A 26,186-nucleotide genomic window follows, 5' to 3' on the forward strand; every position below is an offset into this window, starting at 1 on the left:
GCAGGCTCAGCCGGAGGGAAGGTCCGGCAAGGAATCGGAGGGAGAAGCGGAAGGAGGAGGCGCCGGCATTGTGCCGCCGCGGGCCGGGCCCGGCAATGCGCCGGCCTTGCGCAGCAGGCGCTGGAACGCCTGCCGGAGCTGCCCGTTGCCGGCGCGCGCCGCGCCCGGACGGGCCACGACCACGTAATCGCCAGGCGCCAGATGCAGGCGCAGGTGGCGGAAGTCGTCGCGCAGCACGCGCTTGATCCGGTTGCGGCCGACCGCGCGCGGATCGACCTTGCGCGACACCGCCAGGCCCAGGCGCGGCTCGCCGTCGCCGGGCAACCAGTGCAGGCCGAGCAGGGCGTCGCCGAGGCGGCGGCCGCCCTCGAACACGCGGGAATACTCCACGCGCGAACGGACCCGGGCGCTGCGAGGGAATCGCGCGCGCGGGTCCGTGGTCATCTCGCGGAAGATCGCAGCGGCCCGGGGTCCGGAAGATGGGGCCGCGAGGCGAATCAGGCGCTCAGGCGCTTGCGGCCCTTGGCACGACGACGCGCCAGGACCTTGCGGCCATCGGCGGTCTTCATGCGGGCACGGAAGCCGTGGTCGCGCTTGCGCTTGAGGTTGCTGGGCTGGAAGGTGCGCTTGGTGGCCATGGCGGCACTCGATTCGGTAATGGGGCGAAAGAACCGGAAAGTGTAGGGAGCGCGGGCACTTCGGTCAAGTTCGCGTGCATGCCTCCTGCGCCGGGCCGCGCGCGCGCCTGTGGATGCCCTGTTGATAACAGTGGGAAAAGACGGGCCCGGATGGTAGGCTGGCGCGTCCCGACCCGACCCATGCGGTGGCCCGGCGACGCTTGCGGCGGCGCGGCCACCGCCCGACGAGCTTTGCCTTTCCGATGGATGCCTGGCCCCGCTGTCTGGAACGCCTCGAAGCCGAACTTCCGGCCGAGGACGTCCATACCTGGCTCAAACCCCTGCAGGCCGAGGAGCGCCCCGACAGCGTCGTCCTCTATGCCCCCAATGCCTTCATCGTCGAGCAGGTGCGCGACCGCTACCTGGCGCGCATCCGCGAGCTGGCCCAGCACTTCGCCGGGCACCTGAACGTCTCCCTGGAGATCGGCTCGCGGCCCAAGCCGGCCGAGCCGGTGCCGGCTGCCGCCGCGGTCGCCGGGCCGGCCCCGGCGCGCGCCAGCGCCCCGGCCGAGCCGTTCAACGGCAACCTGGACCCGCACTACACCTTCGAGAACTTCGTCGAGGGCCGCTCCAACCAGCTCGGCCGCGCCGCGGCCTGGCAGGCGGCGCAGAAGCCGGGCGACCGCGCGCACAACCCGCTGCTGCTGTACGGCGGCACCGGCCTGGGCAAGACCCACCTGATGTTCGCCGCCGGCAACGAGATGCGCCGCCTCAACCCGGGCGCGCGCGTGCTGTACCTGCGCTCGGAGCAGTTCTACAACGCCTTCTTCCGCTCGCTGCAGGAGAAGACCGCCGACCAGTTCAAGCGCCAGTTCCAGCAGATCGACGCGCTGCTGATCGACGACATCCAGTTCTTCGCCGGCAAGGACCGCACCCAGGAAGAGTTCTTCCACACCTTCAACGCGCTGTTCGACAGCCGGCAGCAGATCATCATGACCTGCGACCGCTACCCGCGCGAGGTGGACGGCCTGGAGCCGCGGCTGAAGTCGCGCCTGGCCTGGGGCCTGTCGGTGGCGATCGACCCGCCGGACTTCGAGACCCGCGCGGCGATCGTGCTGGCCAAGGCGCGCGAGCGCGGCACCGTGGTGCCGGACGAGGTCGCGTTCCTGCTGGCCAAGAAGATGCGCTCCAACGTGCGCGACCTGGAAGGCGCGCTCAACACCCTGGCCGCGCGCGCCAACTTCACCGGCCGCGCGATCACCGTGGAGTTCGCCCAGGAGACCCTGCGCGACCTGCTGCGCGCCCAGCAGCAGGCGATCGGCATCCCCAACATCCAGAAGACCGTGGCCGACTACTACGGGCTGCAGGTCAAGGACCTGCTGTCCAAGCGCCGCACCCGTTCGCTGGCGCGCCCGCGGCAGGTGGCCATGGCCCTGACCAAGGAACTGACCGAGCACTCGCTGCCGGAGATCGGCGACGCCTTCGCCGGCCGCGACCACACCACCGTGCTGCACGCCTGCCGCCAGATCCGGACCCTGATGGAGACCGACGGCAAGCTGCGCGAGGACTGGGACAAGCTGATCCGCAAGCTCAGCGAGTGATCCGTCCGCGGCCGGCGGCTGCGGTGGACCGAGCTGGGGTAAATTGGGCGGAAAACGGGGGCAGGCTGGGGATAACCCGGGGACAGAATCCAACCCCCAAAACCATCCACAGCTTGTCCCGGATCGCCCGGAGACTTTCCCGCAAGGTTTGTCCTCCAGGAAAAGTTTTCAAAAACAACGGGTTGCTATAGTTTTCCACAGGCTTCGGCGCCCTCCAGCACCACCGCTTTCAGATTTATTCCACATCTCTTTAAAAGCGTAGAGGCACGGAATCCCATGCGTTTCACTCTCCAGCGCGAAGCCCTGCTCAAGCCTTTGGCCCAGGTCGTCAACGTGGTCGAACGGCGGCAGACCCTGCCGGTTCTCGCCAACTTCCTGGTCCAGGTGCAGGACGGGCAGCTCTCGCTGACCGGTACCGACCTGGAGGTCGAGATGATTGCCCGTGCCGCGGTGGAAGACGCGGTGGACGGCGAGATCACGATCCCGGCGCGCAAGCTGTTCGAGATCGTGCGTGCCCTGCCGGACGGCAGTCGGGTGACCATCAGCCTCTCGGGCGAGAAGGTCACGGTGCAGGCAGGACGCAGCCGCTTCTCGCTGGCCACGCTCCCGGCCAACGACTTCCCCTCGGTCGACGAGGTCGAAGCCACCGAGCGCATCAGCGTTCCGGAGGCGGCGCTCAAGGAACTGATCGAGCGCACCGCCTTCGCCATGGCCCAGCAGGACGTGCGCTACTACCTCAATGGCCTGCTGTTCGACCTGCGCGAGCAGATCCTGCGCTGCGTGGCCACCGACGGCCACCGCCTGGCCCTGTGCGAAGCGCCGCTGGAGCAGCCGGTGGGCACCAAGCGCCAGATCATCGTCCCGCGCAAGGGCGTGACCGAGCTGCAGCGCCTGCTGGAAGGCGGCGACCGCACCCTGGAACTGGAAATCGGTCGCAGCCACATCCGGGTGAAGCGCGACGATGTCAGCTTCACCTCCAAGCTGATCGATGGCCGCTTCCCGGATTACGAGGCGGTGATTCCGATTGGCGCGGAGAAGGAGGTCAAGGTCGACCGCGAGGTCATCCGTGCCGCCCTGCAGCGCGCCGCGATCCTGTCCAACGAGAAGTACCGCGGCGTGCGCGTGGAGATCTCGCCCGGACTGCTGCGCATCAACGCGCACAATCCGGAGCAGGAAGAGGCCCAGGAAGAGGTCGAGGCGGAGACCAAGGTCGACGGCCTGGCGATCGGCTTCAACGTGAACTACCTGCTGGATGCGCTGGGCGCGCTGCGCGATGAGCACATCGTGCTGGCCCTGCGCGATGCCAACTCCTCGGCGCTGGTGCGCGAGGCCGGCAGCGACCGTTGCCGCCACGTGGTCATGCCGCTGCGCCTCTGACCGTGGAAACCGCCGTGTTCCACGTGGAACCTGTACGACGCCCGGCCGATGCCGGGCGTCTTGCATTGGGAAATCCGGTGCCATGCGGGTAACCCGGCTGCAGCTGCGCGATTTCCGCCGCTTTGGCGAGGCCGGACTGGAGCCGGGCCCCGGCCTGAATCTGGTGCTGGGCGCCAACGGCGCCGGCAAGACCACGGTGCTGGAGGCCCTGCACCTGATGGCCTATGGCCGCAGTTTCCGCGGCCGGGTGCGTGATGGCCTGGTCCGCCACGAGGCGGAGGCGCTGGAAGTATTTGTGGAATGGGAGCAGGCCGACGCGGTCGGCGTGCCCGCGCTGCGCCGCGCCGGCCTGCGCCATTCCGGCGACGCCTGGACCGGGCGCCTGGATGGCCGCGACGTGCCGCAGCTGGGCGAACTGTGCGCGGCACTGGCCGTGGTGACCTTCGATCCCGGTAGCCACGCCCTGATTTCCGGCGCCGCCGACAACCGCCGGCGTTTCATGGACTGGGGTCTGTTCCACGTGGAACACGACTTCCTCCTGCCGTGGCGGCGCTACGCCCGCGCCCTGCGCCAGCGCAATGCGCTGCTCAAGTCCGGTGGCAGCAATGCCCAGCTGGATGCCTGGGACCACGAGCTGGCCGAGGCAGGGGAGCTCCTGACCGGATTCCGCGAGGGTTACCTGGCCGCGCTGGAACCCCGGCTGCTGGATGTCGCTGCCCGGCTTTCGGCCTCGCTGCCCCTGCAAGGCCTGGAGTTCCAGCCCGGCTGGCGCCGGCACGAGCTGTCGCTGGCCGATGCGCTGCTGCTGGGGCGCGACCGCGACCGTGCCCTCGGCTACACCGGCGTCGGCCCGCATCGCGCCGACTGGCGCCTGCGGCTGGCCGGACTGCCGGGCAGGGAAGCGCTGTCACGCGGGCAGACCAAGCTGGCGGCGCTGGCCATGCTGCTGGCCCAGGCGGTGGATTTCGCGGCCCGGCGCAGGCACTGGCCGGTCATGGCCCTGGACGACCTGCCTTCGGAACTGGACCGCGACCACCAGCACCGGGTGCTGGCCTTCCTCGAGGCCCAACCCGGCGTGCAGGTGCTGGTGACGGCCACCGAACTGCCAGCCGTGCTGGCCGGGCATACCGCGCTGCCCATCCACGTGTTCCACGTGGAACGGGGCCAAATCCGGGCCGGGCAGGGCGGTCCCGGGCCGGGTGGCCCGGCCTGATATAATCGACCGTCACCCCACAGCCACCCGGTCGCCCGCAAGGCGTGCGGCCTGGCTTCCGATTGCGGCGAAGGCATGAGCGAACAGACTCCCAGCTCCACCCCAGGTACTTACGACTCCAGCAAGATCACCGTGCTGCGGGGCCTGGAGGCCGTGCGCAAGCGCCCGGGCATGTACATCGGCGACGTCCATGACGGCACCGGCCTGCACCACATGGTGTTCGAGGTGGTCGACAACTCGATCGACGAGGCCCTGGCCGGCTACGCCAACGACATCGTGGTGCGGATCCTGGAGGACGGCTCGGTGGCCGTCTCCGACAATGGCCGCGGCATTCCGGTCGACATCCACAAGGAGGAGGGGCGCTCGGCGGCGGAGGTGATCCTCACCGTGCTGCATGCCGGCGGCAAGTTCGACGACAACAGCTACAAGGTTTCCGGCGGCCTGCACGGCGTGGGCGTGTCGGTGGTCAATGCCCTGTCCGAACACCTGTGGCTGGACATCTGGCGCGACGGTTTCCACTGGCAGCAGGAATACGCCCTGGGCGAGCCGCTGTACCCGCTCAAGCAGCTGGAGCCTTCGGACAAGCGTGGCACCTGCCTGCGCTTCAAGCCGGCCCAGGAGATCTTCACCGACGTCGAGTTCCACTACGAGGTGCTGGCGCGCCGCCTGCGCGAGCTCTCGTTCCTGAACTCCGGCGTGAAGATCACCCTGGTCGACGAGCGCGGCGAGGGCCGCCAGGACGTGTTCCAGTACGAAGGCGGCATCCGCAGCTTCGTCGAGCACCTGGCCCAGCTGAAGAACCCGCTGCACCCGAACGTGATCTCGGTCAGCGGCGAGCAGAACGGCATCGTGGTGGAAGTCGCCCTGCAGTGGACCGACGCCTACCAGGAAACGATGTTCTGCTTCACCAACAACATCCCGCAGAAGGACGGCGGCACCCACCTGGCCGGCTTCCGCGCCGCGCTGACCCGCACCCTGACCAACTACATCGAGCAGAACGGCCTGGCCAAGCAGGCCAAGGTCAGCTTCTCCGGCGACGACATGCGCGAAGGCATGATCGCGGTGCTGTCGGTGAAGGTGCCCGACCCCAGCTTCTCCAGCCAGACCAAGGAGAAGCTGGTCAGCTCGGAGGTCAAGCCGGCGGTGGAAGCCGTGTTCGGCGCGCGCCTGGAGGAATTCCTGCAGGAGCACCCGCAGGAAGCCCGCGTCATCGTCGAGAAGGTGGTGGACGCCGCCCGCGCCCGCGAGGCTGCGCGCAAGGCGCGCGAACTGACCCGCCGCAAGGGCGCGCTGGACATCGCCGGCCTGCCCGGCAAGCTGGCCGACTGCCAGGAGAAGGATCCCGCGCTATCTGAACTGTTCATCGTGGAGGGTGACTCGGCGGGCGGCTCGGCCAAGCAGGGCCGCAACCGCAAGAACCAGGCCGTGCTGCCGCTGCGCGGCAAGATCCTCAACGTGGAGCGCGCGCGCTTCGACCGGATGCTCTCCAGCGCCGAGGTCGGCACCCTGATCACCGCGCTGGGCACCGGCATCGGCAAGGACGAGTACAACCCCGACAAGCTGCGCTACCACCGCATCATCATCATGACCGACGCGGACGTGGACGGCTCCCACATCCGCACCCTGCTGCTGACGTTCTTCTACCGGCAGATGCCGGAGCTGCTGGAGCGCGGCCACGTCTACATCGGCCTGCCGCCGCTGTACAAGGTCAAGCAGGGCAAGCAGGAGCTGTACCTGAAGGACGACGCGGCGCTGGACGCCTACCTGGCCAGCAGTGCGGTCGACGGCGCCGCACTGGTCCCGGCCGAGGGCGAGCCGCCGATCACCGGCGAGGCGCTGGAGAAGCTGCTGCTGGCCTATTCGGCCGCGCGCGACACCATCCAGCGCAGCGCGCACCGCTTCGACCCGCTGCTGCTGGAGGCGCTGGTCGACTTCGCGCCGCTGGACACCGAGCACCTGGCGCGCAACCCGGAAGGCGCGGCCGAACTCAAGGCGCTGGAAGCGCGCCTCAACCGCGGCAAGCTCGGCACCCCGCGCTTCGGCCTGGAGCTGCTGCCGGCGGCCGAGGACCGCCCGGCCGCGCTGCGCCTGACCCGCCGCCACATGGGCGAGGAAGTGCAGCAGGTGCTGCCGCTGTCGATCTTCGAGAGCGGCGAGCTGCGCCCGCTGCACGATGCGGCGGTGCTGCTGCACGGCCTGGTGCGCGAGGGCGCGCAGGTGATCCGCGGCAACCGCAGCCAGCCGGTGGCCAGCTTCGCCGAGGCCCAGGCCTGGCTGATGGAGGAGGCCAAGAAGGGCCGCCAGATCCAGCGCTTCAAGGGCCTGGGCGAAATGAACCCCGAGCAGCTGTGGGAGACCACGGTCAACCCGGACACCCGCCGCCTGCTGCGCGTGCGCATCGAGGACGCGGTCGCCGCCGACCAGATCTTCAGCACGCTGATGGGCGACGTGGTCGAGCCGCGCCGCGAGTTCATCGAGAACAACGCGCTGAAGGTCGCCAACCTCGATGTCTGAACCGGCCCCGGCGCCGCCGGCGCATGCCGCCGGCGCGGTCCCGACCGCGCGGCTGCCGCGGGTGCTGGGCGCGTTCGCCCTGGACCTGGTGGTGGCGGTGGGCGTGCTGCTGGCCGTGACCTTCGCGGTGATGATGGCCTGGGGCGCCTGGCGCGCCTTCTCCGCCATGCCCGCGCTTGGCGGCAGCGCCGACGCCGCCAGCCTGGCGCGCGCGGTCGGCGAACCCGGCGCGCTGGTGCAGATGCTGGCGGCGATCTTGGGCATGTCCGCGGCGGCGCTGGTGCTGTACTTCTGGCGCCGGCCGGCCACCGCGCACCAGCGCCAGTGGTCGTGGCAGGCGGCGCGCAGTCCGCGCACCTGGGTCCGTGCGCTGGGCGCCGGAGTGCTGGTGTTCGCCGGCAGCTCGCTGGCCAGCTGGCTGATCTCGCTGACCGGTGCCGAACCGGTCCCCTCGAACCTGGCCCTGGTGGACGAGGCCGCGCGGCGCTGGCCGGTGTTCCTGGTGCTGTTCGCCGTGGTCCTGGCCCCGGCCTACGAGGAGCTGCTGTTCCGCCGGGTGCTGTTCGGGCGCTTCCTGGACGGCGGCCGGCCGTGGCTGGGCGTGGTGCTCAGCAGCCTGGCGTTCGCGCTGATGCACGAGGTCCCCGGGGTGAGCGCCAACCCGCCGCTGGCGGTGGCCATGCTGCTGGCGGTGTACAGCGGCATGGGCGCGGTGTTCGCCTGGCTGTACTGGCGCAGCGGCACGCTGTGGGCGCCGATCGCCGCGCATGCGGCCAACAACGGCCTGGCGCTGCTGGTGCACGGGCTTGCCTGAGCCGCGTGCTTGACGAAAAGTTAAGCCCCCCGCGAACACACTTTCCCGTGGAACCAGCAAGGGCGGGATCACAATGAGACAGTGGATGCTTGCCGCCGCAATCGCGGTGGTCGTGGCCGCCTGCGCCACCACCACCTCGCCGACCGGCCGCAAACAGTACATGGCGTATTCGGACGCCGAGCTCAACCAGGTCGGCGCCCAGGCCTTCAACGAGATGAAGGCCAAGCAGCAGACCCTCTCCGGCGGGCAGCAGTCGGCCTACGTGCAGTGCGTGGTCCAGGCGCTGGTCGCGCAGCTGCCGGCGGAGTGGCGCTCGCTGCCGTGGGAGACCGCGGTGTTCGTCGACGACACGCCCAATGCCTTCGCCCTGCCGGGCGGCAAGGTCGGCGTGCACACCGGCATGTTCAAGGTGGCGAAGAACCAGGACCAGCTGGCGGCGGTGCTGGGCCACGAGATCGGCCACGTCTACGCCCGCCACACCAACGAGCGCGTCTCGCGCCAGGCCGCCACCTCCGGCGTGCTGGGCCTGCTCGGCGCGGTCGCCGGTGCCCGCTATGGCGACGGCGCCTCCCAGGCCATCACCCAGGGCGGCGGCACCCTGGCCCAGCTGGGCCTGCTGCTGCCGTTCTCGCGCAACCAGGAGGCCGAGTCGGACCAGATCGGCCAGCAGCTCATGGCCCAGGCCGGCTTCGACCCGGCCGAGGCGGTCAACCTGTGGCAGAACATGATCGATGCCGCCGGCAGCCGCCAGCCGGAATGGCTGTCCACCCACCCCGACCCGCAGAACCGGATTGCCAGCCTGCGCCAGCGGGCGCCGACCCTGCAGGGGACCTACCAGGCAGCACGCAACGCGGGCCGAACGCCGCGTTGCGGCTGATAACGTCTTCCTAACATCCGGAACCAGTCCTTTCCGTATTGAGGCAGGTTCTGTTAGGTTTGCCGACCGATCCGCCATCGACCACCGGTGGCACGAAAGAGGTGATCCATGAAATTCCGCAGCAAGCACGCCGTCCTGTCGCTTTTCGTCGCAGCCGCCCTCGGGGGCGTGGTGCTGGCGGAAGACGCCGCCGCGCAGTCGCGCGGCAGCAAGAAGTCGCAGGGGGCCGAGCAGCTGTACCCGCAGGCGACCCGCAAGGAGCCGGCGACCACGTCCTCGCGCAAGGCGGGCAAGAACCTGCAGAAGATGCTGGACGCGTTCAACGAAGAGGACTACGCCCAGGCCCGCAGCCTGGCCGACCAGATCCTGGCCACCGAAGGCACCAACGACTACGACCGTGCCCTGGCCGCGCAGGTCGCCGCCCAGGCGGCTTACAGCGAGGATGACAGCGCTGCCGCCAAGGCCTACCTGGAGCAGGTGCTGCAGTACAACGGCCTGGACAACAACGGCCACTACCAGTCGATGCTGATGCTGGCCCAGCTGCACCTGGCCGACGACGAGGTCGACCAGGGCCTGGCCGTGCTCGACCGCTACCTGTCCGAGACCCAGTCCTCCAAGCCGCAGGACCTGGTGCTCAAGGGCCAGGCGCTTTACCAGGCCGAGCGCTACCAGGAGGCGATCCCGGTGCTGAAGCAGGCGGTGGAGTCGCCGGAAGCCCGGGACAACTGGGTGCAGCTGCTGATGGCCTGCTATGTCGAGTCCGGCCAGCACGGCGAGGCGATCGCCCTGGCCGAGCGCCTGGTGGCCAAGAACCCGGGCGACAAGAAGGCCCAGACCAACCTGGCCACCGTCTACGCCCAGGCCGAGCGCATGGACAAGGCCGCCGAGGTGCTGGAGAAGCTGCGCGCCGCCGGCCAGCTGAGCGAGGAGCGCGAGTACCGCCAGCTCTACGTCACCTATGCCAACATGGAAGGCCGCGAGAAGGACGTGATCGCGGTGATCAACGAGGGCCTGCAGAAGGGCCTGCTGAAGCCGGACTACCAGACCTACCTGGCCCTGGCCCAGTCCTACTACTACAGCGAGCAGATCCCGCAGGCGATCGAGAACTGGCAGAAGGCGGCCCCGCTGTCCAAGGACGGCGAGACCTACCTGAACCTGGCCAGGGTCCTCTACCAGGAAGGTCGCGTGCCGGAGGCCAAGCAGGCCGCCCAGCAGGCCCTGGCCAAGGGCGTGCGCAAGCCCGAGGACGCGCGCAAGATCATCAACCTCAAATAAGTAGTCCAAAATCAGCCGCCGGGCCCTAGGCACAGGGCCTCGGTATTGGTATATGCTTGGCGGTTCATGCGGTTTTCACCGTGCATCACGGAACCGCCGGGTTCCAGCCTCACAATCGAGCCATTGGCGCAATGACTGAACAACTGGTCGTCCACAGGAACTACGAAGAAACCGAGGACAGCGGGCTAAGCTGGCCGCGCATCATCGGCATCGCGTTCGTCATCGCGCTTCATCTGGCGGCGCTGATGCTGCTGCTGATCCCGGCCGTGGCCCCCAAGGCGGAGAAGGAGAAGGAGCGCGCCATCCTGGTGACGCTGGTCGACGCCCCGCCGCCACCCCCACCGCCGCCGCCGCCGCCGCCGAAGCAGGACAAGCCGCCGCCGCCGATCAAGGAGCTGTCGCCGCCGAAGCCCTCGCCGGTGCCGCCGCCGCCGGAGGCTCCGCCGATCGACGTTCCGGAACCGCGTCCGACCGACGTGTTCCAGGAGCCGAGCCCGCCGGCGCCGCCGGCCCCGCCGACCGACATCGCGGCCAGCGTGGACATCTCGTCCAAGAACATGAACCCGCCGCGCTACCCGCCGGCCGCCGCGCGCGCCGGCATCGAGGGCGAGGTGATCCTGGTCATCGACGTCGACGCCAATGGCAATGTCACCAACGTCACGGTCGAAAAGTCCAGCCGTAACCGCGACCTCGACCGTGCCGCCATGGAGGCGGCTCGCAAGTGGCGCTTCAATCCCGCAGTCGTGGACGGCCAGAAGGCGGCCGGTCGCGTCCGGGTCCCGGTGAACTTCACCCTGGGTTGATGTCCGAACCCCGTGGCGGCCCGCCGCCACGGTAGCCGGGCCTACGTTTCCGCCTTCCTTCTACAACACCACCAAACCAAACAAAGGTAAGCGTCATGCTGCAGGAACTCTTCATCGCCGCCGCTGCCGGGGGCAACGCCTCCGCCCTGAACCAGATGGGCTTCGACCACCTGCTCCACGAGATGACCACCAAGCCCGGTGAGTTCGCTGTCTCCTGGATCGTGCTGCTCGTCCTGGTGTTCATGTCGGCGGCGTCCTGGTACTGGACCATCTTCAACGCCATCAAGAACATGCGCCTGAAGGCCGCCGCCGACCGCGTGGTCAACGCCTTCTGGGAAGCCCCGAACGCGCAGGAAGCCATCCGCGTGATGGAAGAGCAGCCGCGCAGCGAGCCGTTCTCCAAGATCGCCCTGGACGCCGCCCAGGCGGCTGCCCACCACCAGCGCACCGAAGGCGCCGGCGCCGGCCTGGGCGAGAACCTGAGCCGCTCGGAGTTCGTCGACCGCGCCCTGCGCCAGGCCGTGACCCGCGAGAGCGCCAAGCTGCAGTCGGGCATGGTGCTGCTGGCCACCGTCGGCGCGACCGCTCCGTTCGTCGGCCTGCTGGGTACCGTGTGGGGCATCTACGGCGCCCTGATCCGCATCGGCGCGACCGGTTCGGCCTCGATCGACGCCGTTGCCGGCCCGGTGGGTGAGGCGCTGATCATGACCGCGATCGGCCTGTTCGTCGCGATCCCGGCCGTGTTCGCCTTCAACTTCTTCAGCAAGATCAACAGCGCCACGATCGCCAAGTTCGACGCGTTCGCTCACGATCTGCACGACTTCTTCGCCACCGGCTCGCGCGTGCGCTGAGCCGGTACCGAAGCGTCGTTCCAGCCTAGACGGAGAGCCCCATGGCCTTCAGTACCGACAACAGCAGCGGTCCGATGAACGACATCAACGTCACGCCCCTCGTGGACGTGATGCTGGTGCTGCTCATCATCTTCATCATCACCGCGCCGCTCATGGCGCATAAGGTGAAGGTCGAGCTGCCCGAGGCCAACCTGGTCCGCTCGCACGACGAGGAGAACGATCGCCTGATGCCGATCACCATCGCGGTGACGGAGGATGGCTCGCTCTACTGGAACGACGAGCCGATCACCCGCGAGGTGATGGAGTCGAGGCTGTCCAGCGTTGCCCAGCAGACCCCGCAGCCGCCGCTGAACCTGCGCGCGGACCGCACCACCCGCACCGGCATCATCCAGGATGTCATCAAGGTGGCCCAGGGTCAGGGCATGCTCGACATCGGTTTTGTCGCCACCAAAGAGAAGGGGCAGTAACCCATGGCTTTCAGTACGGGTGGCAACAAGGGCCCAATGGCGGAGATCAACGTCACGCCGCTGATCGACGTGATGCTGGTCCTGCTGATCATCTTCATCGTGACCGCGCCGATCATGACCTACCCGATCGACGTGGCCCTGCCGCAGCGGGTGCTCAACCCGCCGCCGGTCACGCGTGAACCGCCGCCGCCGATCGACCTGCGCATCGACGCCTCCAACCAGGTGTACTGGAACAACGGCCCGGTTGCCCTGGCCAACCTCCAGCAGCTGATGGAGACCGAAGTGCAGCGCGATCCGACCAACCAGCCGGAGCTGCGCATCGATGCCAGCGGCGACTCGCAGTACGAAGTGCTGACGCGCGTGCTGGCCGCGGCCAAGAACGCGGACATGAAGAAGATCAACTTCGTGCAGTAACAGTGCCCTGGCGGCCCCGCCTCCTGCAGCGGTAGGGTCGCCGGGACCAGCACTGGGATAACGCCGCCTCCGGGCGGCGTTTTTCGTTTCACGCTGCCGCGGCGCCGGCCCCGCTCCGGTTACGGCACGGCGTGGCCCCGAGCGGTGCGCCAGACCCGTCCGCGGGCCCGGAAGGCGGGCGGCCGCTGCGCGGCAGCGCCGGACAGCAACGCAGCGTCCCCGGAGCCCGCGGCGGAAGCCGTCGGGCCGGCGCGCCGCGTCCCGGGCTGCATGCAGTACCGCCACGTGGAACCCGCAAACCGGATGGCGGCGCCCGTACCGGACCTGTTGCCCGGCAGGTCCGGTACGGGCGCACTTGCCTGTGGCCGGTCCGGCGGCGGCTGGCCGCGACCGCCGCGGGGCACTCAGCCAGTGCGGCCGAGGATCCCGAGATAGGCGCGGACGGTGGCGTCCAGGCCGGCGTAAAGCGCCTCGCCCACCAGGGCATGGCCGATGGAGACTTCCTCGATCCCCGGTACCGCGGCGAGGAACTGGCCAAGATTGGCCTGGGACAGGTCGTGCCCGGCATTGACCCCCAGCCCCGCGGCCTGGGCCCGCCGCGCGGTGTCGGCGCAGGCGGACAGTGCCGCCCGGGCATCGCCGGCGGCATGGGCCTCGGCATAGGGGCCGGTGTAGATCTCGATGCGCTGGGCACCGACCTCGGCCACGCGCTCGACCCGCGGATTGCCCGCGTCCACGAACAGGCTGACCCGGCAGCCCAGCGCCCTGAACCCGGCCACCTGGTCGGCCAGGGCCTGCAGGTCGCCTTCCAGGGCGAAGCCGTGGTCGGAGGTCAGCTGGCCGTCGCTGTCCGGGACCAGGGTGACCTGGGCCGGGCGTACCTGCCCGCACAGCGCCAGCAGGCCGGGATAGCCGGGACGCGGCGGGGCGAAGGGGTTGCCCTCGATGTTCAGTTCCACGCCGTACCCGGCGGTGGCCGCGGCCAGCGGCGGCAGGTCCTCGGCGACGATATGGCGCCGGTCGGGACGCGGATGCACGGTGATGCCGTGGGCGCCGGCGGCCAGGCAGGCGCGCGCGGCCGCCAGCACGTCCGGCTCCCGGCCGCCGCGCGAATTGCGCAGCACCGCGACCTTGTTGACGTTGACGCTCAGCCGGGTCATGGCGCCGGCGGGCTGTCGTCGCCCTGGCGCGCGGCGGCCTCGCGCCGGCGCGCCTCGGCCAGCTGGCGCAGGCGCAGCAGCTCGGCCGGATCGACCATCGCCACCTCGTCGCGGCTGCCCTGGCCGATCCGCTCGCGGTACCAGCCGACCACCCAGGCCAGCAGGAAGCCGGCCATCATCAGCAGCCACAGGGCCAACAGCCCGGCGCTATGGGTGGTCAAGGCAAGCATCAGGGCCCCCAGGGCCAGCAGCAGGTACAGCCAGTGCATCGCGATTCTCCGCAGATCGGCGCCCCCTCGTGCGCCCCGGCGCCGCCATGATGCCGCCGCCGGCGGCCGCCGGCCAGCCCGCGCATCCGCCAGCGTGGCCGCCCGTCGCCTACAGCACCGGCGACAGCAGGCGCGCGAACGCCTCCGGCAGGCGGTGCCGCCACAGGCCCATGGGGCGGTCCAGCCGGACCCGCGTGGACTGCTCCATCTCCCCTTCCAGCAGCTGCGCCAGGGCCTCGCAGGTCTGGCGGTCGCGCAGCATCATCGAGGCCTCGAAGTTGAGCCGGAAGCTGCGGTGGTCGAAGTTGGCGCTGCCGACCACGCACAGGTCGTCGTCGGTCACCAGGGCCTTGGTGTGGAGCATGCGCGGGCCGTACTCGTAGACCTTGACCCCGGCCTTGAGCAGCTCGTCGAAGTACGAGCGCGCGGCCAGGGTCACCAGCAGCGAGTCGCAGCGCCGCGGCACCAGCAGGCGCACGTCCAGCCCGCCCAGCGCGGCCGAGGTCAGGGCCATGCGCGCCGCCTCGCCCGGCACGAAGTAGGGCGTGGCCAGCCATACCCGGCGCCGCGCCTCGTGGATCGCGGCCACCTGCAGGCGGTGGATCGCTTCCCACGAGGAGTCCGGGCCGGACACCAGCAGCTGGGCGAAGATCCGGCCGCGCGGAGCCTCGGGCCAGTAGGCGGGATCACCGAACCGGGTGGGTTCGGTGCAGTCGGCGTAGATCCAGTCCTCGACGAAGGCCAGCTGCATGCTGCGCACCACTTCGCCCTCCACCCGCATGTGCAGGTCGCGGAAGGCGCGGTCGCGGACGGTCTCGTCGTGGTCGTCGGTGATGTTGATCCCGCCGATGAAGCCGACCGCGCCGTCGATCACCACGATCTTGCGGTGGTTGCGCATGTTCAGCCACGGCCGGGTGAACGGCCGGAACTTGGTCGGATGGAACCAGCAGAACTGGCCGCCGGCCTCGACCAGCGGCCTGATGTGGCGTTCGCGCAGCGGCCCGGAGCCCACCGCGTCCAGCAGCAGGCGTACCTCGACGCCGGCGCGGGCACGCTCGGCCAGCGCCTCCAGCAAGCGTCCGCCGGTCCTGTCGGGGCGGCAGATGTAGTACTCCAGGTGGATGTGGTGGCGGGCCCTGGAGATGGCCTCCAGCAGGGCGGTGTAGGTCGCGTGGCCGTCGACCAGCCAGTCTGCGCGGGTGGCGGTGGACGGCGGCAGTCCGGTGGTGGACTGGGCCACGCGCGCCAGCTCCACCGCGCTGTCGTCGGCCGGGCAGATCGCCGAGTAGTGGCCCATGCCCGAGCGCGAGCGCCCGCGCCGCAGGCGCTGCCGCTTGATCCGCTGCGGGCCGAGCAGGAAGTAGACCAGGAAGCCTATGTAGGGCAGCAGGGCCAGGGACAGCACCCAGCTGAGGGTGGCGACCGGCTCGCGCTTCTGCAGCACGACCCAGGCGACTAGCCAGGGGATGTACAGCAGCCAGGCCACGGCGAGGTAGAGGCCGAGGTTCGGAACCGAGCTGACGGCCTGCCAGGCGGCTTGGATGAGGTCGGGCATGGCGGCGATTCTAGGCGGGCCGGCGGCGACGCGGGGGTGAGGGCGTCGCAGCCGCTGAGACGCGGCCGTGGCAGGCTGGGCCCATGCACGGACCTGTCATCAAGGGGCGCGGCGCGCGCGGCTACCTGCCGGGGCGGTTCGAGGCCACCACCACCGAGGCGGTGGACGACGGCTGGGCGCCGCCGGAGGCCGACACCGAATCCGGCCCGGATCCGTCGCGCCCGCGCACCCGGGTCCAGGAGGAAACCGCGCGCAGCATCATCAGCCGCAACAATTCCCCGGACGTGGGCTTCTCGCAGTCGGTGAACCCCTACCGCGGTTGCGAGCATGGCTGCTCGTACTGCTTTGCCCGGCCCTCGCATGCCTACCTCAACCTGTCGCCGGGCCTGGATTTCGAGACGAAGATCTTCGCCAAGACCAACGCGCCGGACCTGCTGCGCCGGGAACTGGCGCGCCCCGGCTACCGCCCCATCCCGATCGCGCTGGGCATCAACACCGACGCCTACCAGCCGCTGGAACGCAGGCTGCAACTGACCCGGCAGCTGATCGAGGTGCTGCTCGAGTGCCGCCACCCGTTCACCCTGATCACCAAGAACGCGCTGGTGGAGCGCGACCTGGACCTGCTGCAGGCCGCCGCCGCGCTCGACCTGGTCCATGTGCACTTCTCGGTGACCTCGCTGGATCCGCACCTCAGCGCCCGCCTGGAACCGCGCGCCGCCGCCCCCCACGCGCGGCTGCGGGCGATGCGCCGCCTGCACGAGGCCGGGGTTCCGGTCGGAGTGATGTTCGCCCCGGCCATCCCGTGGGTGAACGACCACGAGCTGGAGCGGGTGCTGGAGGCGGCGCGCGAGGCCGGCGCCACCAGCGCCGGCTACATCCTGCTGCGGCTGCCACACGAGGTGGCGCCGCTGTTCCGCGACTGGCTGCAGGCGCACCTGCCCGACCGCGCCGAACACGTCATGAGCACGGTGCAGCAGATGCGCGGCGGGCGCGACTACGACTCCGGTTTCGGCACCCGCATGCGTGGCCAGGGCCACTACGCCGACCTGCTGGAGCAGCGTTTCGCCCTGGCCTGGCGCCGCTTCGGCTATGCGCAGGCGCGGCAACGTCCGCTGGACTGCAGCCGCTTCCAGCCGCCACGGCCGCCTTCGCCGCAGGGGGAGCTGTTCTGAAGCGGCGCGCGTGCGGTCATGGCCTGGTGACCGGGTAGGCCAGCAGGATCACCAGGTCGTCCTCCCCCGCCTGTTCGATCGCATGGGTGCTGCCGGGCCTGGTCAGCATGGCGTCGCCCGGACCCACGTCGTGCACCTTGCCGTCCAGCACGTAGCGGCCACGGCCGGCGAGCACGTAGTAGATCTCGTCCTTGTGGTGCTGGTGCAGGCCTATGCCGGCGCCCTTGTGCAGCACGCGCTTGCGCATCACGAAGGAGAGGCCGTCGGCATCGGCGAACAGCGGATAGGCGGTGGTGCTGCCGGCGCCGCCGTGCGGACCGGGCTGGGCGCGGGCCAGCGCCGCCTCGTTCACCACCTGCGAAGGACGCGGCTGGGCGGCTGCATCCTGCCGCGCGGTGGCCGGGGCGCCGCAGTCAGTGTCGCGCACCACGTGCCGTTCCAGCGCCGGATCCAGCGTCTTCCAGTCGCGCACCACCAGGCACGCGACCATCGTCGCGCCGGCCGCCGAAAAGTGGGTGTCGTCGGCGATGCCGCGTTCCGGCACGTGCTCGTAATAGGCGCGCGAGGCTTCCTCGCCGAGCGCGCGGACCCAGTCGCGGCTGCTGGCGTTGAGGTCGACCAGCGCCACCTGCTCGCGCCGGGCCAGCTCGCGCATGGCATCGGTGTAGCGGGCGTGGGTGTCCAGCAGCGAGCCGAAGCTCCAGATCCGCCGGGTCACCGGGGTGATCAGTACCGGCGTGGCACCGCGCGTGCGCGCCAGCTCCACGTAGCGCATGAGCCAGCGCGGGTATTCCTCGCGCGGTTCGGTGTAGCGGCCGGGGTCTTCCTGCTTGGCGTCGTTGTGCCCGAACTGCACCAGCAGCACGTCGCCGCGGCGCAGCTCGCGGGCGATGGCATCCAGCCGGCCTTCGGCGATGAAGCTGCGCGAGCTGCGCCCGCCGATGGCGTGGTTGCGCACCTCGAACGCACCCGGGTCCAGGAAACCCTGCAGGTGCTGGCCCCAGCCGTTGCGCGGCGCGCGCTCGGGGCCGTACCCGGCGGCGGTGGAATCGGCGGCGATGAACACCCGCCGCGGCGGGGTCGCCGCGCCCGCCAGCAGCGGCACGGCCAGCAGGAGCAGGGTGGCAATGCGGGGCAGGATGCTCATGGGGCCTCCCAGGGATGCCAGGCAGTCGGTGCCTGGAATCGGGACCTGGCCGCGGCCGCGGAGAGAGAGGGTGGACGTCGCCTCTCGCCAGGCGGCGCCCACACGACCGCGGCCAGGTCCCTTCCAAAGCCAGGGCGAAGGCGGACGGCGGCGGCCGTCCGCACCGGCTTCAGCGCGCCAGCCAGCCGCCGTCGACCGGGATCACCGCGCCGTTGACGTAGTCCGAGGCGCGGCTGGCCAGGAACACCGCCGTGCCGCCCAGGTCCGCCGGCACGCCCCAGCGGCCGGCCGGGATGCGGTCGAGGATCGCCTTGCTGCGCTCCTCGTCGGCGCGCAGCTGCGCGGTGTTGTCGGTGGCCATGTAGCCCGGGGCGATGGCGTTGATGTTGATGCCCTTGCCCGCCCACTCGTTGGCCAGCAGCCGGGTGATGCCGGCGATGCCGCTCTTGGAAGCGGTGTACGAGGCCACGCGGATGCCGCCCTGGAACGACAGCATCGAGGCGATGTTGATGATCTTGCCGCTGCCCTGGGCGATGAAGCGTCGGCCTGCGGCCTGCGACATGAAGAACGCGGACTTGATGTTGACGTTCATGACGTCGTCCCAGTCCTTCTCGCTGAAGTCCACCGCGGCGGCGCGGCGGATCAGGCCGGCGTTGTTGACCAGGATGTCCAGGCCGCCGAGGCCGGCGACGGTTTCTTCGACCAGGCGCGCGACCGGCTCGATCGAGATCAGGTTGGCTTCCAGGTTGAGGAAGCGGCGGCCCAGCGCACGCACCTTCTCGCCGGTTTCCTCGGCCGCGACGATGCCGGCGGCGGCGATGTCGGCGCCGGCTTCGGCCAGCGCCAGCGCGATGCCCTGGCCCAGGCCGGTGTTGGCGCCGGTGACCAGCGCGACCTTGCCTTCCAGACTGAACGGGTTGTTTGCCATGAGCGGTCCTCGGTTCTGGCCGGCGGCGTCATGGCCGCCGGATGCATGGGAAGCCGGGGGGTGTCCCGGCGCATCGGGAGCTGCGCCGGCGGTCCACCGGCGAGGGGCGCCGCCGGCGGGCGGCGGCGCGGGCATTACTTGAGCTGGCAGATGTCCAGCACGTGCATGTCGGTGTAGTCCAGGTTCTCGCCGCCCATCGCCCAGATGAAGGCGTAGTTGGAGGTTCCCGATCCCATGTGGATCGACCACGGCGGCGAGACCACGGCCTCGTCGTTGCGCATGACGATGTGCCGCTGCTGGTCCGGCTGGCCCATGAAGTGGTAGACGCGGTCGTCCGCGCCCAGGTCGAAGTAGAAATAGACCTCGCTGCGGCGGTCGTGCAGGTGCGGCGGCATGGTGTTCCACACGCTGCCCGGCTTGAGCACGGTCAGGCCCAGCAGCAGCTGCGAGGACTGGCAGGTGGACGGCACGATGAACTGGTAGATGGTGCGCTCGTTGCTGGTCTCCAGCGCGCCGCGGTCCAGGGCCACGGCGTCCTTGATCGACAGCTTCTTCGTCTCGAAGCGGGCGTGCGCCGGGGTCGAGGCGAGGTAGAACTTGGCCGGGCTGGATGCGTCGGCCGAGGAGAAGCTGACCTCCTCGCTGCCCATGGCCACGTACAGGCCGTCCTTCGGGCCAAGCACGTACTCGGTGCCGTCGACGGTCACCGTGCCGGTGCCGGCGCCGACGTTGATCACGCCCAGCTCGCGGCGCTCCAGGAACGGCTTGCCCGCGGCCGAGGCCGGCTCGACCTGGCGCGGCAGCGACACGGTCTTGCCAACCGGGGCGGCACCGCCGATCACGAAGCGCTCGTAATGGGTGTAGTTCAGGCGGACCTCGTCGGCGGCGAACAGCTCGCCGATCAGGTACAGGTCGCGCAGCTCGTCGTTGCTGGCGCCCTGCATCACGCCGGGATGAGTCGCGTAATAGGTCTTCTGGTACATCGGTACGGCTCCTGGCAAGCGGGGGACCGGGGGCGGTCCCTATCCATCGCGGACGATTCTAGGCCTTCTGGTAACCGGTGTCATTCTGCGCTGCGCCATTCCGCGCGGGGCGCGGGAAGGCAGGGGGAGCCGCCTCAGGGCGGCGGCTGGCAGGAGTCGCGGACGATCAGGTGCGGGCGCACGCTGGCAACCGCCAGCGGGGCGGTATCGGTGCGGATCAGGGTTCCGGCGGCGATCCGGCCGGTGTCGCGGGTATGCCGGCGGACCGAGGTCAGCGACGGCCACAGGCGCGAGGCCAGCGGGCTGTCGTCGTAGCCGACCACCGACAGGTCGCGCGGGATGCTGATGCCCGCGCGCAGTGCGACCTTGTACACGCCGGCCGCCATCTCGTCGTTGCCGCAGAAGATCGCGGTCGGGCGCTGCCTGGCCGCGAACAGCTTCTCGGCCGCGGCCACGCCGGACTCGAAGGTGTAGCTGGCCTCGATGATGCGCGCCTTCGGCACCTCCACGCCGCGCTGGGCCAGGGTGTCGAGGAAGCCGTTGGTGCGTTCGATGGCCGAGCGGTAGGTCAGCGGGCCGGTGATCAGGGCGATGTCGCGGTGGCCGAGGGTCATCAGGTAGTCGGCCGCCTCGACCGCACCCTCGCGGTCGTGGGTGACGATCATGCGGCCGTCGTTGTCCTCGAAGCCCACCGGCACGATGCGGCTGTAGCGGCAGCCCAGTTCGGCCAGCATGTCCGCGAGCTTCTGGTCCTCCGAGGCGCGCGGCACCAGCATCACCCCGTGCAGCTTCTGCTGCTGGACGAAGCGGCGCACCCCGTCGATGTAATTCGGCGTGCGGCTGTCGCAGGGGTGCACCACCAGCTCGAAGCCCGAATCGCGCAGCGCGTCCAGCGCGCCGTACTGCATGTCGACGATGTACTGCGCGGTCGGGTTGTCGTAGACCATGCCGATCAGGAACGAGCGCCGGAACGCCAGCCCGCGGGCCAGCGGGTCGGGCGTGTAGCCGACTTCCCGCATCAGCGCCTCGACCTTCTCGCGGGTGTCCTTGCGGACCAGGGGCGAGTTGTTGATGATCCGCGAAACGGTCTTCTTCGACACCCCCGCCAGGCGGGCGATGTCGTTGATGGTGGCTGCCTTGCCGGAGGGAATCCGGGAGGCCGTATCTGGGCTCTTGCGCGCGGGCATGTTCGGCTTCACGGGAATATCGGTTGGATTCTAGCCGGAGCCGCGGCCCGGCGAGGGGCGGGGCACGCCAGGCGGCCCGCGGCGGCCGGGCTTGCCGCCGTCCCGGGCGCCCGGATCAGCCCCGCAGCAGGGCCGGCAGCCACAGCGACAGCTGCGGGAAGAACGCCACCACCAGCAGCACGCCCAGCCCGGCCAGCCAGAACGGCCAGATCGAGCGCATGGCCTGGCCGACGCTGATCTTGCCGATGGCCGTGCCGATGAACAGGACCGAGCCCACCGGCGGGGTGACCAGGCCCAGGCCGCCGGTCAGCACCAGGACCAGGCCGAAGTGGATCGGGTCGATCCCGTAGGCGCGCGCCACCGGCAGGAAGATCGGGGTGCAGATCAGGATCATCGGCGCCAGGTCCATGAAGGTGCCCAGCAGCAGCAGCATGACCACGATCATCAGCAGCACCGCGTACTTGCTGTGCGCGATCGACTGCAGGAACTCCACCGCCGCCGCCGGTACCTGCAGGTAGGCCAGCAGCCAGCCGAACACGGCCGCGGTGGCGATCACGAACAGGATCACGCCGGTGCTGCGCGCCGCGTGCACCACGGTCTCGAGGAACTCCTTCAGCCGCAGCTGGCGGTACAGGACGATGGTCACCAGCAGGGCGTAGACCACGGCGATGGCCGCCGACTCGACCGCGGTGAAGATGCCGGCGCGGATGCCGACGAAGATCAGGGTCACCAGGCCCAGGCCCGGCAGCGCCGCGACCAGCCGCAGCAACACCGCGCGCCAGCCCGGGAACAGCTCCACGCCGTAGCCGCGGCGGCGCGCGACCAGGTAGCCGGTGGTCATCAGCGTGGCGGTCATCATCAGCGCCGGGACGATGCCCGCGGCGAACAGGTCGGCGATCGACAGGCCGCCGCCGGCCGCGGCCGAGAACAGGATCAGGTTGTGCGAGGGCGGCACCAGCAGCGCGACCAGCGCCGCGGTGATGCTGACGTTGACCGCGAAGTCCCGGTCGTAGCCGCGCTTGACCATCTGCGGGATCATCGTGCCGCCGACCGCGGACACGTCGGCGATGGCCGAGCCGGACACGCCGCCGAAGAACAGCGAGGACAGGATCGAGACCTGGCCCAGGCCACCACGCATGCGTCCCACCAGGGAGGCGGCCAGCGCGATCAGGCGTTCGGAAATGCCGCCGCGCATCATGATCTCGCCGGCTAAGATGAACAGCGGGATCGCGATCAGCGAGGCCGAGCCGGTGCCGGCCGACACCTGCTGGACCAGCACCACCGAGGGCAGGTCCAGGTACAGCAGGGTCGCCAGCGCCGCCGCGGCCAGCGCGAACGCCACCGGCACGCCGATCACCAGCAGCACGGCGAACACCAGGAACAGCAGGGCGATGGCCATCAGCGGTCTCCTTCCATGGCGGCGGCCTGGTGCGGCAGCAATGCCAGCGCCAGCCGGTTGAGCGCGAACAGCACCATCAGCGCGCCGCCGGCGGCCAGCGGGAGGTAGTTGATGCTTTGCGGCAGGGCCGCGCCGGCAGCCTTGATGTGCAGGCCGTCCAGCAGCAGCACCGAGGCCCACCACGCCAGCACCGCGCCGATCGTGGCCACCACCAGCTGCACCACCACGTCGATCGCGGTCCGCATGCCCGGGCGCACGTGGTCGTGCAGCAGGAAGAAGCCGAAGTGGCGGTTGGTGTGCACGCCGGTGGCCGCGCCCAGGCTCATGGCGGTGGCCAGCAGCAGCAGGGTCACCGGCTCGGTCCAGCTCGGCGAGTCGTTGAGCACGTAGCGGGCGAACACCTGCCAGCCCTGCACCACCACCAGCCCGAGCAGGGCGGCGGCGGCGATGCCGATGGCGACGGTGGCGATCAGGTCCAGGACGCGCTGGGCGCCGGTGGGCGGGACGGTCACGGGTTCGGACATCGCGGGTTCCAGGAAGGGGTTCAGGCGAGCGCGCGGATGCGCTGGTGCAGGCCGGCGATGGCCGGGTCGCGCAGGTACTGCTCGAGCAGCGGGCGCGCGGCGGCGCGGAACGCATCCATGTCGACCTCGTTTGCCTGCACGCCGGCGGCCAGCACGGCCTGGCGCGCGCGCTCCTCGGAGGCGTCCCAGTGCCGGCGCATGACGTCGACCGAGGCGCGCGCGGTTTCCAGCAGCAGGCGGCGGTCCGGCGGCGACAGCGCCTCGAAGGTCCTGCGCGACACCAGCAGGATGTCGGGCGCGTGCGAGTGCCCGGTCTCCGACCAGAAGCGCGCGGCTTCGAAGTGGCGGCTGGAGTGGAAGCTGCGCATGTTGTTCTCGGCGCCGTCGATCATGTGCGTCTCCATGCCGGAGAACGTGTCGCCGAGCGACATCGGCGTCGGGTTGGCGCCGAGCAGGCGCACCAGCTGGATGAAGATGTCCGAGGAGGCCACGCGCAGCTTGAGGCCGTGCAGGTCCCGTGGCACCACGATCGGGTGCTTGGTGTTGTAGAAGCAGCGGGCGCCGCTGTCGTAGACCGCCAGGCCGACCAGGTCGCGGCTCTCGAACCCGCGCAGCACTTCGTCGGCCACGCCGTTGTCCAGCGCGTGGCGCATGTGCTGCACCGAGTCGAACACGTACGGCAGGCACAGGGCGCGGGTCAGCGGGAACGCGTTGTTGAGCGCGCCGGAATACACGCGGGTGATGTCGATGGCGCCGAAGCGCGCCATGTCGATCGCCTCGCTCTCGCGGCCCAGCTGGCCGGAGTGGTACAGGCGGATGTCGAGGCGGCCACCGGTCCGTTCGCGCAGGGCCTGGCCGATCCAGCGCACCGCTTCCACGGTCGGGTAGTCGGACACATGCACGTCGGTGGCGGTCAGCACCCGCGCGCCCTCGCCGGCGCCGCTGGCGGCGGCCAGCAGCCGGCCCGGCGCGGCCAGCGGCAGGGCACAGGCCCAAGCCCCGGCCAGCAGTAGGCGGCGCCGGGTCAGCCCCTTCATGCCGGATCCTCGCCCGCCGAGGCCACGGCGACGCAGCGCAGCGTGGCATGGCCGTCGAACACCACCGTGCCGGTCTGGCCGACGCCGATGTCGTGGATGCCGGTTGCGTTGCCGGTGGCGATCAGCTCGCCGCGCCGCAGCGGCCGGCCGCGCCGCGCGGAGCGGGCCAGGGCGAAGGCGAAGGCCGCGCGCAGGCCACCCGGCAGGCGGCTGGCGCCGCCGCTGCCGACGGCCTGCCCGTCAATCGAGGTGTCGGCCAGCAGGCTGGCTTCGTCCAGCGTCGTCCAGTCCGGGATTTCCGGACCCAGCAGCAGCCCATTGTTGTTGCCGAAGTCGCACACGACCACGCGCGGGCCGAGCTCGTTGATCGTGGCCAGCGGGCTGCTGGCGATCTCGATGCCGGCGAACAGGGTGGACGGCAGCGCCGCGGCCTCGTCCGGGGTCCATTCCAGCTTGTCGGCGGGCGCGTCGGCGTCCAGGCGCAGCACGTACTCGGCCTCGATCGCCGCGAACCCGCCGGCGAACACCGGGACCTGCTCCGTACCACCGGTAGCAATCCAGAGGTGGCGGGCGAAGATCGGGCCCAGCAGGCGCTCGTCGCCGGACACGTCGCGGCGCTCGGGGGCGATGAAGCCGACCTTCCAGCCGACCACCCGGTCCGGCCACCGGGCGATGGCCAGGTCCTGGACCTGGTAGGCGGTCACCAGGTCGGCCGGGATCTGGCCGGGAAAGGCTGCCAGAGCGGCGCCCGATCGCCGGGCGGCGACGAAGCGGTCGGCGATGCCGGCCAGTTCGGGCTTCGGTGGCGTGGCGTCCTGGTGGCCAGTTGCAGTACTCAAGGTGTCTCCCCGGGAGCGGGCCCGTAACGTGTTGCGCCGCGGATCGACAGCGGGCGCGGAAGCTGTATATGGTAAACCGGTGTCATGTAGCAATGTGCACTGCGCCAAGGCCTTACTGCACGCTGCAACGCAACAACCGGAGGGTTCCATGCCTGTGCCAATCCGCCGCCTGCGCCGCCGCCTCGGTGCCGCCCTGGTCGCGCTGTCGCTGCTGCCGGCCGCTGCCGGCGCCGGCGCGGCGCCCCCGGCCCCCGACCGCCAGGTACCACTGTGGCCGGGCACCCCGCCCGGATCCGAAGGCCTGGACCTGCCGCAGCGGATCGTCGAACGCAGCAGCGACCCTGCCCTGCCCGACCGCTACGTCGACGGCGTCGCCCGCCCCTGGCTGGACGTGTACCGCCCGGCCCGGCCGGACGGCCGCGCCCTGCTGGTGGTGCCGGGCGGCGGCTACCAGCGCGTGGTCCTGGACAAGGAAGGCACGGCCCTGCTGCCGGCGTTCGTCGAACAGGCCGGGCTGACCCTGTTCGTCCTGCACTACCGGCTGCCGGGCGAAGGCCACGCCAACGCACGCGACGTGCCGCTGGCCGACGCGCAGCGGGCGATGCGCCTGATCCGCAGCCGCGCCGGCGAATGGGGCATCGATCCGGACAGCGTCGGGGTGATGGGCTTTTCCGCCGGTGGCCACCTGGCCGCCAGCCTGGCCACGCGCCATGGCGAACGCGTCTACGCGCCGGTCGATGGCGCCGATGCCGTCGATGCGCGCCCGGCCTACGCCGTGCTGGTCTACCCGGTCATCGACATGGGCGCGCATGCCCATCCGGGCTCGCGGCAGAAGCTGCTGGGCGAGGCGCCCGATGCGGAAGCCGTGCGCGCGTACTCGGCGCAGAACCGGGTCGACGCGCGCACGCCACCGGTGTTCCTGCTGCACGCCCAGGACGACGACGTGGTACCGGTGGAGAACAGCCTGCTGTTCGAAGCGGCGCTGCGCGAGGCCGGCATCGAACACGAAGTCCATCTCTACGCCAGTGGCGGCCACGGCTTCGGCGTGCGCGGCGCGCACGGCACCCTGGCGCTGTGGCCGAAGCTGGCGGTGGAGTGGATCCGCGCGCACGCGCCGCTGCCCGCGGCGGATGCGGACCACACCGGACCTGCACGGGAGTGAA

At 70.5% G+C, this 26,186-nt stretch carries 26 protein-coding genes; 13 read left to right on the forward strand and 13 right to left on the reverse strand.

Annotation, left to right across the window (positions count from 1 at the left end):
• Positions 1 to 6: 6 nt before the first annotated feature.
• On the reverse strand, positions 7 to 444 hold the full coding sequence (gene rnpA / locus B351_RS0101975) for a ribonuclease P protein component (protein ID WP_050992112.1): 438 nt from the start codon (positions 442 to 444) through the stop codon (positions 7 to 9).
• A 53-nt stretch (positions 445 to 497) separates the two neighbouring features.
• On the reverse strand, positions 498 to 638 hold the full coding sequence (rpmH, locus tag B351_RS0101980) for a 50S ribosomal protein L34 (protein ID WP_019397383.1): 141 nt from the start codon (positions 636 to 638) through the stop codon (positions 498 to 500).
• A 242-nt stretch (positions 639 to 880) separates the two neighbouring features.
• Here rpmH and dnaA point away from each other — a divergent pair, with 242 nt between their 5' ends.
• The 11 genes from dnaA to B351_RS0102035 all read left to right on the forward strand — a co-directional run bounded on the left by dnaA (position 881) and on the right by B351_RS0102035 (position 12,823).
• Positions 881 to 2,218 carry a chromosomal replication initiator protein DnaA gene (gene dnaA, locus B351_RS0101985; RefSeq protein ID WP_019397384.1) on the forward strand — a complete coding sequence of 446 codons (1,338 nt, stop codon included), beginning with the start codon at positions 881 to 883 and terminating at the stop codon, positions 2,216 to 2,218.
• A gap of 276 nt (positions 2,219 to 2,494) precedes the next feature.
• The gene (gene dnaN / locus B351_RS0101990; RefSeq protein ID WP_019397385.1) at positions 2,495 to 3,595 is read left to right on the forward strand and encodes a DNA polymerase III subunit beta; all 1,101 of its coding nucleotides are present in this window, start codon (positions 2,495 to 2,497) and stop codon (positions 3,593 to 3,595) included.
• 82 nt (positions 3,596 to 3,677) lie between these two features.
• Complete coding sequence (gene recF / locus B351_RS0101995; RefSeq protein WP_019397386.1) at positions 3,678 to 4,808, forward strand: DNA replication/repair protein RecF; 1,131 nt, start codon at positions 3,678 to 3,680, stop codon at positions 4,806 to 4,808.
• A gap of 75 nt (positions 4,809 to 4,883) precedes the next feature.
• Entirely contained in the window at positions 4,884 to 7,322 is a 2,439-nt protein-coding gene (gene gyrB / locus B351_RS0102000) for a DNA topoisomerase (ATP-hydrolyzing) subunit B (protein WP_019397387.1), read from the forward strand.
• Positions 7,315 to 8,136 carry a CPBP family intramembrane glutamic endopeptidase gene (locus tag B351_RS0102005; protein ID WP_019397388.1) on the forward strand — a complete coding sequence of 274 codons (822 nt, stop codon included), beginning with the start codon at positions 7,315 to 7,317 and terminating at the stop codon, positions 8,134 to 8,136. Before gyrB ends, B351_RS0102005 begins: the two co-directional genes overlap by 8 nt.
• 73 nt (positions 8,137 to 8,209) lie before the next feature.
• On the forward strand, positions 8,210 to 9,013 hold the full coding sequence (locus B351_RS0102010; protein WP_026010244.1) for a M48 family metallopeptidase: 804 nt from the start codon (positions 8,210 to 8,212) through the stop codon (positions 9,011 to 9,013).
• A 108-nt stretch (positions 9,014 to 9,121) separates the two neighbouring features.
• Positions 9,122 to 10,288, forward strand: coding sequence for a lipopolysaccharide assembly protein LapB (locus B351_RS0102015; protein WP_019397390.1), 1,167 nt, complete (start codon positions 9,122 to 9,124; stop codon positions 10,286 to 10,288).
• A gap of 131 nt (positions 10,289 to 10,419) precedes the next feature.
• Positions 10,420 to 11,091, forward strand: a complete 672-nt coding sequence (locus B351_RS0102020) for an energy transducer TonB (RefSeq protein WP_019397391.1) — start codon at positions 10,420 to 10,422, stop codon at positions 11,089 to 11,091.
• Positions 11,092 to 11,186: 95 nt separating this feature from the next.
• Positions 11,187 to 11,942: a TonB-system energizer ExbB gene (exbB, locus tag B351_RS0102025; protein WP_019397392.1), complete on the forward strand. Its 756-nt coding sequence runs from the start codon at positions 11,187 to 11,189 to the stop codon at positions 11,940 to 11,942.
• 41 nt (positions 11,943 to 11,983) lie between these two features.
• A complete protein-coding gene (locus B351_RS0102030; RefSeq protein ID WP_019397393.1) occupies positions 11,984 to 12,409 on the forward strand; it encodes a biopolymer transporter ExbD in 426 nt (141 codons plus the stop codon).
• A gap of 3 nt (positions 12,410 to 12,412) precedes the next feature.
• Entirely contained in the window at positions 12,413 to 12,823 is a 411-nt protein-coding gene (locus tag B351_RS0102035; RefSeq protein ID WP_026010245.1) for a biopolymer transporter ExbD, read from the forward strand.
• A 404-nt stretch (positions 12,824 to 13,227) separates the two neighbouring features.
• On the opposite strand, the gene B351_RS0102040 is transcribed toward B351_RS0102035, so the two are convergent.
• From B351_RS0102040 to cls, 3 genes are all read right to left on the reverse strand, one after another.
• A complete protein-coding gene (locus B351_RS0102040; RefSeq protein ID WP_019397395.1) occupies positions 13,228 to 13,983 on the reverse strand; it encodes a pyridoxine 5'-phosphate synthase in 756 nt (251 codons plus the stop codon).
• Positions 13,980 to 14,252 (reverse strand): hypothetical protein, encoded by a 273-nt coding sequence (locus tag B351_RS0102045; protein WP_019397396.1) that lies wholly within the window; start codon positions 14,250 to 14,252, stop codon positions 13,980 to 13,982. Before B351_RS0102045 ends, B351_RS0102040 begins: the two co-directional genes overlap by 4 nt.
• Before the next feature lie 109 nt (positions 14,253 to 14,361).
• On the reverse strand, positions 14,362 to 15,807 hold the full coding sequence (cls, locus tag B351_RS0102055) for a cardiolipin synthase (protein WP_019397397.1): 1,446 nt from the start codon (positions 15,805 to 15,807) through the stop codon (positions 14,362 to 14,364).
• A gap of 83 nt (positions 15,808 to 15,890) precedes the next feature.
• Between cls and B351_RS0102060 the strand changes: the two genes are divergently transcribed.
• The gene (locus tag B351_RS0102060) at positions 15,891 to 16,979 is read left to right on the forward strand and encodes a PA0069 family radical SAM protein (RefSeq protein ID WP_019397398.1); all 1,089 of its coding nucleotides are present in this window, start codon (positions 15,891 to 15,893) and stop codon (positions 16,977 to 16,979) included.
• Between the two features lie 16 nt (positions 16,980 to 16,995).
• Here B351_RS0102060 and B351_RS0102065 read toward each other — a convergent pair whose 3' ends face one another.
• From B351_RS0102065 to B351_RS0102100, 8 genes are all read right to left on the reverse strand, one after another.
• Positions 16,996 to 18,126, reverse strand: coding sequence for a GDSL-type esterase/lipase family protein (locus B351_RS0102065; protein ID WP_013533710.1), 1,131 nt, complete (start codon positions 18,124 to 18,126; stop codon positions 16,996 to 16,998).
• Positions 18,127 to 18,295: 169 nt separating this feature from the next.
• Positions 18,296 to 19,054 carry a 2-dehydro-3-deoxy-D-gluconate 5-dehydrogenase KduD gene (gene kduD, locus B351_RS0102070; protein WP_019397399.1) on the reverse strand — a complete coding sequence of 253 codons (759 nt, stop codon included), beginning with the start codon at positions 19,052 to 19,054 and terminating at the stop codon, positions 18,296 to 18,298.
• Between the two features lie 134 nt (positions 19,055 to 19,188).
• Complete coding sequence (gene kduI / locus B351_RS0102075) at positions 19,189 to 20,037, reverse strand: 5-dehydro-4-deoxy-D-glucuronate isomerase (protein ID WP_013533712.1); 849 nt, start codon at positions 20,035 to 20,037, stop codon at positions 19,189 to 19,191.
• Between the two features lie 134 nt (positions 20,038 to 20,171).
• Positions 20,172 to 21,224, reverse strand: a complete 1,053-nt coding sequence (locus tag B351_RS0102080) for a LacI family DNA-binding transcriptional regulator (RefSeq protein ID WP_019397400.1) — start codon at positions 21,222 to 21,224, stop codon at positions 20,172 to 20,174.
• A gap of 115 nt (positions 21,225 to 21,339) precedes the next feature.
• Positions 21,340 to 22,623, reverse strand: a complete 1,284-nt coding sequence (locus B351_RS0102085; RefSeq protein WP_019397401.1) for a TRAP transporter large permease — start codon at positions 22,621 to 22,623, stop codon at positions 21,340 to 21,342.
• Positions 22,623 to 23,147, reverse strand: coding sequence for a TRAP transporter small permease (locus tag B351_RS0102090; RefSeq protein WP_013533715.1), 525 nt, complete (start codon positions 23,145 to 23,147; stop codon positions 22,623 to 22,625). Before B351_RS0102090 ends, B351_RS0102085 begins: the two co-directional genes overlap by 1 nt.
• Before the next feature lie 20 nt (positions 23,148 to 23,167).
• Entirely contained in the window at positions 23,168 to 24,184 is a 1,017-nt protein-coding gene (locus tag B351_RS0102095) for a TRAP transporter substrate-binding protein (RefSeq protein ID WP_019397402.1), read from the reverse strand.
• Complete coding sequence (locus B351_RS0102100; RefSeq protein ID WP_026010247.1) at positions 24,181 to 25,023, reverse strand: hypothetical protein; 843 nt, start codon at positions 25,021 to 25,023, stop codon at positions 24,181 to 24,183. The genes B351_RS0102095 and B351_RS0102100 overlap by 4 nt, the downstream gene beginning before the upstream one ends.
• A 148-nt stretch (positions 25,024 to 25,171) precedes the next feature.
• Between B351_RS0102100 and B351_RS16055 the strand changes: the two genes are divergently transcribed.
• Positions 25,172 to 26,185: an alpha/beta hydrolase gene (locus B351_RS16055; RefSeq protein WP_039730767.1), complete on the forward strand. Its 1,014-nt coding sequence runs from the start codon at positions 25,172 to 25,174 to the stop codon at positions 26,183 to 26,185.
• Position 26,186: the final 1 nt, after the last annotated feature.

The sequence above is a fragment of the Pseudoxanthomonas sp. GW2 genome (genome assembly GCF_000283075.1).
Taxonomy (GTDB): domain Bacteria; phylum Pseudomonadota; class Gammaproteobacteria; order Xanthomonadales; family Xanthomonadaceae; genus Pseudoxanthomonas.

Excerpts from the sequence above, each read along its gene's own strand:
- rpmH (WP_019397383.1), bottom strand. The coding sequence starts at position 638 with ATGGCCACCAAGCGCACCTTCCAGCCCAGCAACCTCAAGCGCAAGCGC.
- B351_RS0102060 (WP_019397398.1), top strand. The coding sequence starts at position 15,891 with ATGCACGGACCTGTCATCAAGGGGCGCGGCGCGCGCGGCTACCTGCCG.
- B351_RS0102085 (WP_019397401.1), bottom strand. The coding sequence starts at position 22,623 with ATGGCCATCGCCCTGCTGTTCCTGGTGTTCGCCGTGCTGCTGGTGATC.
- B351_RS0102015 (WP_019397390.1), top strand. The coding sequence starts at position 9,122 with ATGAAATTCCGCAGCAAGCACGCCGTCCTGTCGCTTTTCGTCGCAGCC.
- B351_RS0102090 (WP_013533715.1), bottom strand. The coding sequence starts at position 23,147 with ATGTCCGAACCCGTGACCGTCCCGCCCACCGGCGCCCAGCGCGTCCTG.
- B351_RS0102080 (WP_019397400.1), bottom strand. The coding sequence starts at position 21,224 with ATGCCCGCGCGCAAGAGCCCAGATACGGCCTCCCGGATTCCCTCCGGC.
- B351_RS0102045 (WP_019397396.1), bottom strand. The coding sequence starts at position 14,252 with ATGCACTGGCTGTACCTGCTGCTGGCCCTGGGGGCCCTGATGCTTGCC.
- gyrB (WP_019397387.1), top strand. The coding sequence starts at position 4,884 with ATGAGCGAACAGACTCCCAGCTCCACCCCAGGTACTTACGACTCCAGC.
- B351_RS0102065 (WP_013533710.1), bottom strand. The coding sequence starts at position 18,126 with ATGAGCATCCTGCCCCGCATTGCCACCCTGCTCCTGCTGGCCGTGCCG.
- B351_RS0102030 (WP_019397393.1), top strand. The coding sequence starts at position 11,984 with ATGGCCTTCAGTACCGACAACAGCAGCGGTCCGATGAACGACATCAAC.
- rnpA (WP_050992112.1), bottom strand. The coding sequence starts at position 444 with ATGACCACGGACCCGCGCGCGCGATTCCCTCGCAGCGCCCGGGTCCGT.
- B351_RS0102005 (WP_019397388.1), top strand. The coding sequence starts at position 7,315 with ATGTCTGAACCGGCCCCGGCGCCGCCGGCGCATGCCGCCGGCGCGGTC.
- B351_RS0102010 (WP_026010244.1), top strand. The coding sequence starts at position 8,210 with ATGAGACAGTGGATGCTTGCCGCCGCAATCGCGGTGGTCGTGGCCGCC.
- B351_RS0102040 (WP_019397395.1), bottom strand. The coding sequence starts at position 13,983 with ATGACCCGGCTGAGCGTCAACGTCAACAAGGTCGCGGTGCTGCGCAAT.
- B351_RS0102035 (WP_026010245.1), top strand. The coding sequence starts at position 12,413 with ATGGCTTTCAGTACGGGTGGCAACAAGGGCCCAATGGCGGAGATCAAC.
- exbB (WP_019397392.1), top strand. The coding sequence starts at position 11,187 with ATGCTGCAGGAACTCTTCATCGCCGCCGCTGCCGGGGGCAACGCCTCC.
- B351_RS0102020 (WP_019397391.1), top strand. The coding sequence starts at position 10,420 with ATGACTGAACAACTGGTCGTCCACAGGAACTACGAAGAAACCGAGGAC.
- B351_RS16055 (WP_039730767.1), top strand. The coding sequence starts at position 25,172 with ATGCCTGTGCCAATCCGCCGCCTGCGCCGCCGCCTCGGTGCCGCCCTG.
- B351_RS0102095 (WP_019397402.1), bottom strand. The coding sequence starts at position 24,184 with ATGAAGGGGCTGACCCGGCGCCGCCTACTGCTGGCCGGGGCTTGGGCC.
- kduD (WP_019397399.1), bottom strand. The coding sequence starts at position 19,054 with ATGGCAAACAACCCGTTCAGTCTGGAAGGCAAGGTCGCGCTGGTCACC.
- cls (WP_019397397.1), bottom strand. The coding sequence starts at position 15,807 with ATGCCCGACCTCATCCAAGCCGCCTGGCAGGCCGTCAGCTCGGTTCCG.
- recF (WP_019397386.1), top strand. The coding sequence starts at position 3,678 with ATGCGGGTAACCCGGCTGCAGCTGCGCGATTTCCGCCGCTTTGGCGAG.
- dnaN (WP_019397385.1), top strand. The coding sequence starts at position 2,495 with ATGCGTTTCACTCTCCAGCGCGAAGCCCTGCTCAAGCCTTTGGCCCAG.
- dnaA (WP_019397384.1), top strand. The coding sequence starts at position 881 with ATGGATGCCTGGCCCCGCTGTCTGGAACGCCTCGAAGCCGAACTTCCG.
- kduI (WP_013533712.1), bottom strand. The coding sequence starts at position 20,037 with ATGTACCAGAAGACCTATTACGCGACTCATCCCGGCGTGATGCAGGGC.